Origin of the sequence: Frankia tisae, from assembly GCF_025403405.1 — a bacterium.
Classification (GTDB): domain Bacteria; phylum Actinomycetota; class Actinomycetes; order Frankiales; family Frankiaceae; genus Frankia; species Frankia tisai.
This window is the reverse complement of record NZ_JANEZT010000317.1, coordinates 1-7872: the sequence shown is the minus strand read 5'-3', so window position 1 is coordinate 7872 and position 7872 is coordinate 1. Positions and strand designations below refer to the sequence as shown.

The window sequence follows — 7872 nt, the reverse complement described above, 5'->3', positions numbered from 1 at the left end:
ACCCTAGCGCCCACCCATCGACCCGCCGCAGGGGGTTTCGCCTATTAGCAAATACTAAGGATCTTAACCCTTACCTAAGATAAGAACCGCCCAGTGCGCCCTGACCTGGGCGTTGACGGGCCCCGGCCTGGGCCTGGGTGCCGGCGACGTCTCGCCACAGCGGCGGCAGCAGGGCGGCGGTGACCAGCGCCGCGATCGCGGCGAGCAGGAACGGCAGCCGGGGATCGGCCGCGAACAGCGCCCCCGAGACCAGGGCGGCAAACACGGTCGTGCCGGTCTCCGTCGTCGCGAACAGGCCCTGGCCGCGGCCGGTGCCGTCACCGGCGGCGCTCTCCTGGGCCAGCAGGGATTGCGCCGCGGGGTAGGCCACGGCGAGGCCCATCGCCTCCAGACAACTCATCAGGACGATGAGCGGGATCGAGCGCAGAAGCGGGTAGCTGGCGACCGTTACGGACAGGACGAGCATGGTGGCACCGATCAGCCAGCGCCGGTCGAACCGGTCGGCGAGCCAGCCAGCCGGCCAGGCGATGACCAGGTACGGCAGCGCGAAGAGGGTGAAGGTGAGGCCGATCAGCGTGGTGGACGCGCCGTCGCGCTCCATCAGCAGGCTCCAGCACGTTTCGTAGACGCCACTGATCAGCCCTTCGCAGCCGGCGACAAGCAGCAGTCCGACGACGCCGCGACGCAGCAGCAGTCCGGGCGCTGCGACACGATCCACCAGAGCTGGCCCGGTGCGGGCGCCCGCGGGCAGGAGCCACAGCACCGGCAATGACGCCAGCACGGCGGCCGCGCCGCTGGACAGAAACACCAGGTGCATCCGGTGCTCGCCGGCGATGCCACCGACCAGCGGGCCGATCGCGAGGCCGAGAAGCTGCCCGGTGTAGATGGCGCTGAACGCGCGCCCCCGAAAACCGGGGGCGACCGTGGCGGCGACCGCGGTCAGCGCGGCGACCTCGAAGGCCCCCGCACCCGCGCCCTGCAGCACCCGCATGGCCGCGTCCATCCCGACCCCCGTCGAGGCGAACAGGCCGACGCACCCGGCGGCGTAGGCGGCGAGCCCGGCGAGCAGCACCTCGCGGTGGCCACGAGCCGCCGCCCGCCCGGCGGCATACTGCGACAGCAATGCACCGAGGAAGAACGCCGCCATCACGACCCCGACGCCGGCGGCGGAAATGTGCCGATCCTGCAGGTAGAGCGGCAGCAGTGGAGCGATGGCGAAGGAGCCCAGCCACTGCAGCAGCGTCGCGGCCGCCAGGACGGCGAGCAGCCGAACCGGGCGGGACGTGCCCGCCTGCGCCGGTTCGTTCGCCTTGTCCATGTCTGGGTCCTACCCTTCGGGACAGGTCCTGGCAACGCGAATACGGCCGGACGGATCGGCCGGCGGACGAGCCGGCCAGGGCTCGGCGGGAATCTCAGCTTCGGCGGCGCGGCTGGGGGGAGGTGGGCGGCGATGAACAACCGGCGTGGCACGCGGGAATCCAGGTCGGCCGGCGAGAGGGTACCGGACCGGGCGGCGCCGTTCGCCGAGAAGATGGCGTACTACCGGTCCCAGCACACCGGGCGGGCGATCCGGCTGAGCCATCTGGTCGGCATCCCGGGGGTGGCCTTCGCCCTGCCGGTCGTGTTTGTCCGACCCAGACTCGGCCTGCCGGTGTTCGCGGCGAGCTGGGCCGTGCAGGTCGCCGGGCACGTGCTGTTCGAGCACAATCGCCCCGCGCTGACCGAGGGCCCGCTGACCTACCAGCTGTGCGGGCTGGCCTTCTGGTGCGAGGAGGTCGCCGATCTCCTCGCCGCGCAGCGGAATCCGACGGTCAGCCGTGCAACGGCATCCGGCCCGTGGGCGGCTGGCCCTGGATCGAACCGGGCCCGAATCCGGGCGGCCCGGCTGCGCCGGGCGCCGGCACGGCGCCCGGCACCCGGGTGACCTTGGGCTCGATCCGGCGCAGCATGACCGTGGTGAGCGCCAGTGCGGCGACGCCGATCACGACGCCGATCAGGATGTCGAGCGCCCAGGTGCCCGCGCTGTGCTCCCAGAGCTGGTCGGGGGGGTCCGTGCGCAGGGTCGGGTTGCCGAGCTTGCTCACCACGTTGAGGTCGTCGGTGGAGGCCAGCGCCGCGAATCCCCACCGGGCCGGGACGAGGAAGCTGATCTGCTCCAGCACGCGCCGACCGGTCATGGAGGTCAGGCCGCCGGAGAACACGAGCTGGCCCATGGTGACCAGGACGAGGATCGGCATCGCCTTGTCCGTGTTGTCGATCAGGGTGGAGACGAACAGGCCGATCATCATCGACGCCAGCGCCGCGACGATCACCGCGAGCAGGCACTCCAGCAGCGGCGAACCCAGCACGGCGGCCTGCGGCGGGGTGCGTCCCACCACCGCGATGAGCGTGAAGACCAGGCACTGCGCGGTGGTGATCGCGGTCAACAAGATGATTTTGGAACCAAGGTAGGCGGTGCGGGACAGCCCGATCGTCCGCTCCCGCCGGTAGATCGCGCGTTCCTTGACGATCTCGCGGATCGAGTTGGCCATCCCCATGAAGCAGGCGCACAGCACCAGCACGACAAGCACCTTGGTGGCGTCGGCGTTCGGCGACTGCGGTAACGGGCCCAGGCCGTCGGGGGCCTTGAGTATCCGCGGCACGATGCCGAGCAGGAACGGGTAGGCGATGATCAGCCGTAGGTAGGACCGGTCGGCCAGGACGACCCGCCAGTAGCGTCGGGTCAGCGTCGCGAGCTGCGCGTGCACCGGCTGCTGACGGACGCTGGGCAGCTCCGGCGGCGCCTTGCGCACCGCCGGCGCCACCACCGCCGAGGGTACGAAGAACTCCGACGCCCGGAAGCGGGCGGCCATCTCCTCCCCCGGGGTGGCCTCCAGCTCGCGGAACACCGCGGCGAACTCGCGGAAGTCCTGCTTGCCGAAGAAGCGCAACGCCCCGTCGGCCGGGCCGAAGTAGGCGACGTGCCCGCCGGGCGCGAGCACCAGGATGAAGTCGCACAGATCCAGGAACAGCACACTGTGCGTGACGACGATGACGGTCCGGCCGCTCTCGTCGGTGGACCCTGCGCCGCCCCCCTTCGCGAGGCCGCGCAGCGTTTCCATCACCGACTGGTCGTTGGCCGGGTCGAGGCCGGAGGTCGGCTCGTCGAGGAAGAGCAGCGACGGGCGGGTGAGCAGTTCGAGCGCGACGCTGGTGCGCTTCTTCTGCCCGCCGGAGAGCCGGGAGACCCGCGTGTCGGCGTGCGCGGACAGCCCGAGCTGGCCGATGACCTCCTCGACCCGGGCGCGCCGCTCGTCCGCGGTGGTGTCGGCCGGGAAGCGCAGCTCGGAGCCGTAGAGCAGGGCCTCGCGCACGGTGAGCTGGTCGTGCAGCGGGTCGGCCTGGGGCACGTAGCCGATGCGGCGGCGCAGCTCGTCGTACTCGGCGTAGAGGTCCCGACCGGCGTACCGCACCGAGCCGCGGTCGGCGGGCCGAAAGCCGGTGAGCGCGTTGAGCAGGGTGGACTTTCCGGCCCCGCTGGGGCCGACGACGCCGAGCACGGACCGGCCGGGCAGCCGGAAGGTCATGTCGTGCATGAGCTGCTTCGTGCCGGCCCAGACGGAGACGTTCTGGACCTCGAAGGCGACGTCCCCGGAGTCGACGTACTCGACGAGCGAGCTGCCTTCGAGCTGGAACAGGTGGTGGCCGATGGCGATGACGTCGCGCTGCATCACCGGGGCCCGGCTGATCCGGTGACCGTTGACGAACGTGCCGTTCGCGGACGCGAGGTCGACCAGCTCCACCCCGCCGAGCGAGATGTGCAGCTCGGCGTGATGACGGGAGGCGAGCAGGTCCCCGACGTTGATCTCGTTGTCGCGGGAACGCCCCATCCGCATCCGGCCGGGCCTGAGGGGATGCACGCGACGCCGGTCGTGCACGATCGCGCTCTGCGCCGTCACCGGATCGATCGTCGACGCCCCCGATCCAGTGCCGGCCGGCCCCGGGGGCTGCCCCGGCACTCCCCCGCCGGCCGGCGCCGACGTGGCCGGCGCTGACGTGGCCGGCGCCGACGTGACCGACGTGACCGGCGCCGACGTGACCGACGTGACCGGCGTGGGTGCGAAGGCCGCGAGGTCCTCGATGGAGATCGCCGCCGCGTCCGGCCCACGCGTCGGAGCCGTCGGCGGGATGACCGGCCGGACCGGCCGGGGCAGGAGCACCACCTCCGGGCCATCGGCGGCGCCGAGACGCAGCCGCAGCTCGCCGACGATGTCGACGTCACCCAACCGCCGGCCGTCGCACCACAGCCCGTTGGCGCTGATGTCCTCAACCCGCCAGCCGGCCGCCGAGGGGCGCAGCACCAGATGCCGGCGCGACACCCGCCCGTCATTGATCACAATGTCCGCGGCCCGGGCCCGCCCCACCACGACAGGAGCGTCGCCGGTGAGCGTCACCTCCCCCGCGGGGGTGTGGACGCGCAGCGCAGTCCCAGCCACCAGCATTCTCCCTCGATCGCCAGACGCACCATAGTGTGCCTGCGCGAGGGCCGTTTTCCGGCCTCCTTCCGCGACATGTCCGAAAGTCGACTGTCGTCGGCCAGGGGACCCGGTCTCCGGTCCGCCGTCCGGGCGATGGTCGACGCCGTGCTCTCCCGCGACGGCCCCTGACGCCCGGCCGCGCATCTCGGCGTCGGCCTCAACGCATCTGGCCGGCGCCGGCGTAGGGGTGCGGGCTGACCAGCGGGGCGTTCTCGGCGAAGCGGGAAAGGCGGAAGTCGGCGGCGGGGATGAGCGGATGGCTGGAATCCCCGTCGACGACGAGGTCCGCGACGAGCTCACCGACCGCGACCGAGATCTTGAACCCGTGCCCGCTGAACCCCGCCGCCACGAACAGCCCGTCGACCGGTGTCGCCGAGATGATCGGGTTGTAGTCGGGGGTGACGTCGTAGCAGCCGGCGTAGGACGAGGACAGTGCCACCTCGGGCAGGCCCGGGAAGCGATGGGCGAACCGGCCGACGGCGTGCTCCACGTACTGCGGGTCCGCGGTACCGGGGTAGGCGTCGGGGTCGACCCACTGCGGGCGGCTGTGGTCGCTGTTGCCGACCAGCAGCTCGCCGGAGCGTTCCGGCCGCACGTACTGCAGGCCGACCAGGTCGGACAGCACCGGCACATTCTTGATCGGCGCGCCCGGCGCCACCAGCAGGATCTGCTCCCGCTGGGCACGCAGCGGCAGGTCGACGCCGACCCCCGCGGCCAGCCCCGCCGACCACACACCCGCCGCGAGCACGACCGTGCCGGCCGCGATCCGGCTGCCGTCAGCCAGCTCCACCCCGATCGCACGCCCGTCCCCACCGGCGCGCCCACCCGAACCCGAGGTCAGGATGCGGGTCACCGAGGCGCCCTGGCGCACCCGGACCCCGCCCTGGCGAGCTGCGGCCAGGTATGCATGGCAGGTTCGGTAGGCGTCGCCGTAGCCGCCGCGCGGCTCATAGGCGAACGCGGCGAAGTCGGCGAGGTCGGCCGTCGGCCACAGCTCGGCGACCTCCGCGGGATCGGCGAGGCGGGTGTCGATACCGACCGCCGCCGCCGCCGCGACGTTGGCCGCCAGCGCCGCGGCGTCACCCGGCCCGACGCCGACGAGGTGGCCCACCTGTTCGAAGCCGACCCCGTCGGCCACCCCGAGGATCTCGGTGGCATGAGTGAACAACTGCACGCCATGCCAGGCCATCACGGCGAGCGAGCGCACCCCGTAGTGGCAGTGGATGATGCCGCTGGACCGGCCCGTCCCGCCGGAACCGATGGTGGCCCGTTCGAGGACCAGCACGTTGCACACGCCCTTGCGGGTCAGCGCCCAGGCGATCGCGGCCCCCTCGATGCCGCCGCCGACGATGACGACGTCGGCACTCGCCTGCACGGTCATCGTGCCGGGATCCAGGCGGTCCCGGCCAGCGGCACCCCGGCCATCGCCACCGCCTTGCCGTCGAGATCGACGAAGGTCATTAGGGCGAAGGTCATTAGGACGAAGGTCGTGCCGTCGGCGGCGGCCCGTTCCGCAAGCGACGCAGCCCCGGAGCCCGCCATGCCGGTCACGGTTGAACCACCCTCAATACGTCTCCTCGCATGAACCGTCGTCACCTGGCATTCGACGAGAGGACGATGTCGACGGAACGGCGTCGCAGTAACGATCCCGTAACGTTCCGCTCCGGGGGGAATGCGTCACCGGACGACGACGAGACGCCCAGGCCCGATCAGCTTGACGGCCGGGCGCGATCACGGCCGCACGGAGGTCGAGAATTGCAGGAGCCTGGTGCCGGTTCTCCACTCCCGCGACCGCCATCAACCTCCAGCAACTATCTGCACTAGCCCAATTACCGAGAGGTGCAACTCTCGACGATACCGAGACCGTGTGTTGCCACTCGCCGGTTGGCTGGCCTTCGCCGCTTACTGGTCCAGGGGCGGTCTAGGCACTCGGATCGAGGCTGTCCCGCGGGGTATCACCGGAGGGACGGGGTACCACCGGAGGGACGGTCCGGGCCGGCGAGGCCGGCGAGGCCGGCGAGGCCGCGGCAGGCGGGGGCAGCTCCGAGGACGGGGCCCGCGCCTGCGCGACAGCGGCCTTGGCGTCGTAGCGCATCAGCGCGGGTACCGCGGCCGTTGCCAGCAGCAGGCAGCCGATGCCGGCCAGCCCCCCGCTGATCACGGAGAACGCCGGCGAGGTGACCGCCGCGACGCCGCCGGCCTCCAGATCCCCGAGCCGCGGCCCGCCGGTGACGACGACGAGGAACACGCCCTGCAGCCGCCCGCGCATCTCGTCGGGGGTCGCGACGTTGAGGATCGCGTTGCGCAGGATGGCGCTGACCATGTCGGCGGCGCCCGCGAGCGCCAGCAGCGCCAGGCCGAGCGCGATGTCGTGGGCCAGACCGAAGCCGACGATCGCCCCGCTCCACAACGCGATCGAGACCACCACCGCGAACCCCTGGCGGCGGACCCCGCCGAGCGGGCCGGACAGCCCGGCGGCCAGCAGGGAGCCGACCGCGACCGCCGAGTACATCGCCCCCGCCGTCGCACTCCCCCCGCCGAAGCGGCCCTCGGCGAGCGCCGGGAACAGTGCCCGCGGCATCCCGAACACCATCGCGATGAGGTCGACGACGAAGGTCATCAACAGCACCGGCTGGCCGCGCAGGAACCGGAGCCCCTCGGCGACGCTGGCGACCCCGGCGCCGCGCCCGCCACCGCGCGGTGGCATCGCCGGCAGCCGGGCCAGCCCGTACAGCGGGGCGGCGAAGGTGACCAGGTCGATCGCGTAGGCGACCGAGAAGCCGCCGGCGGCCACCGTCACGCCGGCGATGAGCGGGCCGAACACCCCGGCGGCCGTGCCGCCGATCTGGGCCAGGGCGCTGGCGGCTGGCAGGTGCTCGAGCGGGATCAGGTTCGGCGTCATCGCCCGGCGTGCCGGCTGGTCGGCGGCCAGCAGCGCGGACTGCACGGCGACCAGGCACATCAGCGGCCAGGCGACGTCGTCGACGGCGCCGGCGAGTGTCAGCAGCAGAAATGCCGCCGAGACCGCCGCCAGCCCACCAGAGGTGATCATCGCGAGGCGACGGCGGTCCACCGCGTCCACGATGGCGCCGCCGAACAGCCCGCCGCCGACGAGCGGCACCAGTGCCACCAGGCTGACCAGGCCGACCTGAAACGACGAGCGGGTGATGGCGAAGACCTGCAGCAGCACCGCGGTGGCGGTGATCTGGGAACCAAGGGAGGAAATCGTCTCCCCCGCCCACAGCCTGCGATAGGCCGGATACTCACGCAGCGGGGAGATGTCTGCGAGCAGCTTGGGCACCACGCACGCTACCGTGCCAGAGCGGTCGCCCGGGGGCCTTTCCCCCGCGGGAAC

General features: G+C 72.3%; 6 protein-coding genes. 1 reads left to right on the top strand and 5 read right to left on the bottom strand.

All coding sequences use genetic code 11. The features are described from left to right. Positions 1-70 precede the first annotated feature (70 nt). Positions 71-1318: an MFS transporter gene (locus tag NBZ85_RS23935; protein ID WP_261559304.1), complete on the bottom strand. Its 1248-nt coding sequence runs from the start codon at positions 1316-1318 to the stop codon at positions 71-73. Positions 1319-1450: 132 nt separating this feature from the next. On the opposite strand from NBZ85_RS23935, the gene NBZ85_RS23930 reads away from it, so the two are divergent. Then, complete coding sequence (locus tag NBZ85_RS23930) at positions 1451-1924, top strand: DUF962 domain-containing protein (RefSeq protein WP_261559303.1); 474 nt, start codon at positions 1451-1453, stop codon at positions 1922-1924. Here the strand turns inward: NBZ85_RS23930 and NBZ85_RS23925 are convergent. From NBZ85_RS23925 to NBZ85_RS23910, 4 genes are all read right to left on the bottom strand, one after another. Further along, a complete protein-coding gene (locus NBZ85_RS23925; RefSeq protein ID WP_261559302.1) occupies positions 1812-4481 on the bottom strand; it encodes an ATP-binding cassette domain-containing protein in 2670 nt (889 codons plus the stop codon). The two genes, NBZ85_RS23930 and NBZ85_RS23925, sit on opposite strands and share 113 nt — an antisense overlap. A gap of 193 nt (positions 4482-4674) precedes the next feature. Next, positions 4675-5898 (bottom strand): NAD(P)/FAD-dependent oxidoreductase, encoded by a 1224-nt coding sequence (locus tag NBZ85_RS23920; RefSeq protein WP_261559301.1) that lies wholly within the window; start codon positions 5896-5898, stop codon positions 4675-4677. Beyond that, positions 5895-6068 (bottom strand): hypothetical protein, encoded by a 174-nt coding sequence (locus NBZ85_RS23915; protein ID WP_261559300.1) that lies wholly within the window; start codon positions 6066-6068, stop codon positions 5895-5897. Before NBZ85_RS23915 ends, NBZ85_RS23920 begins: the two co-directional genes overlap by 4 nt. Positions 6069-6438: 370 nt before the next feature. Beyond that, the gene (locus NBZ85_RS23910) at positions 6439-7818 is read right to left on the bottom strand and encodes an MFS transporter (RefSeq protein ID WP_261559305.1); all 1380 of its coding nucleotides are present in this window, start codon (positions 7816-7818) and stop codon (positions 6439-6441) included. Positions 7819-7872: the final 54 nt, after the last annotated feature.

Bases quoted from the DNA above. Each gene is read 5' to 3' on its own strand.
- NBZ85_RS23930 (WP_261559303.1), top strand. From the start codon at position 1,451: ATGAACAACCGGCGTGGCACGCGGGAATCCAGGTCGGCCGGCGAGAGG.
- NBZ85_RS23935 (WP_261559304.1), bottom strand. From the start codon at position 1,318: ATGGACAAGGCGAACGAACCGGCGCAGGCGGGCACGTCCCGCCCGGTT.
- NBZ85_RS23920 (WP_261559301.1), bottom strand. From the start codon at position 5,898: ATGACCGTGCAGGCGAGTGCCGACGTCGTCATCGTCGGCGGCGGCATC.
- NBZ85_RS23925 (WP_261559302.1), bottom strand. From the start codon at position 4,481: ATGCTGGTGGCTGGGACTGCGCTGCGCGTCCACACCCCCGCGGGGGAG.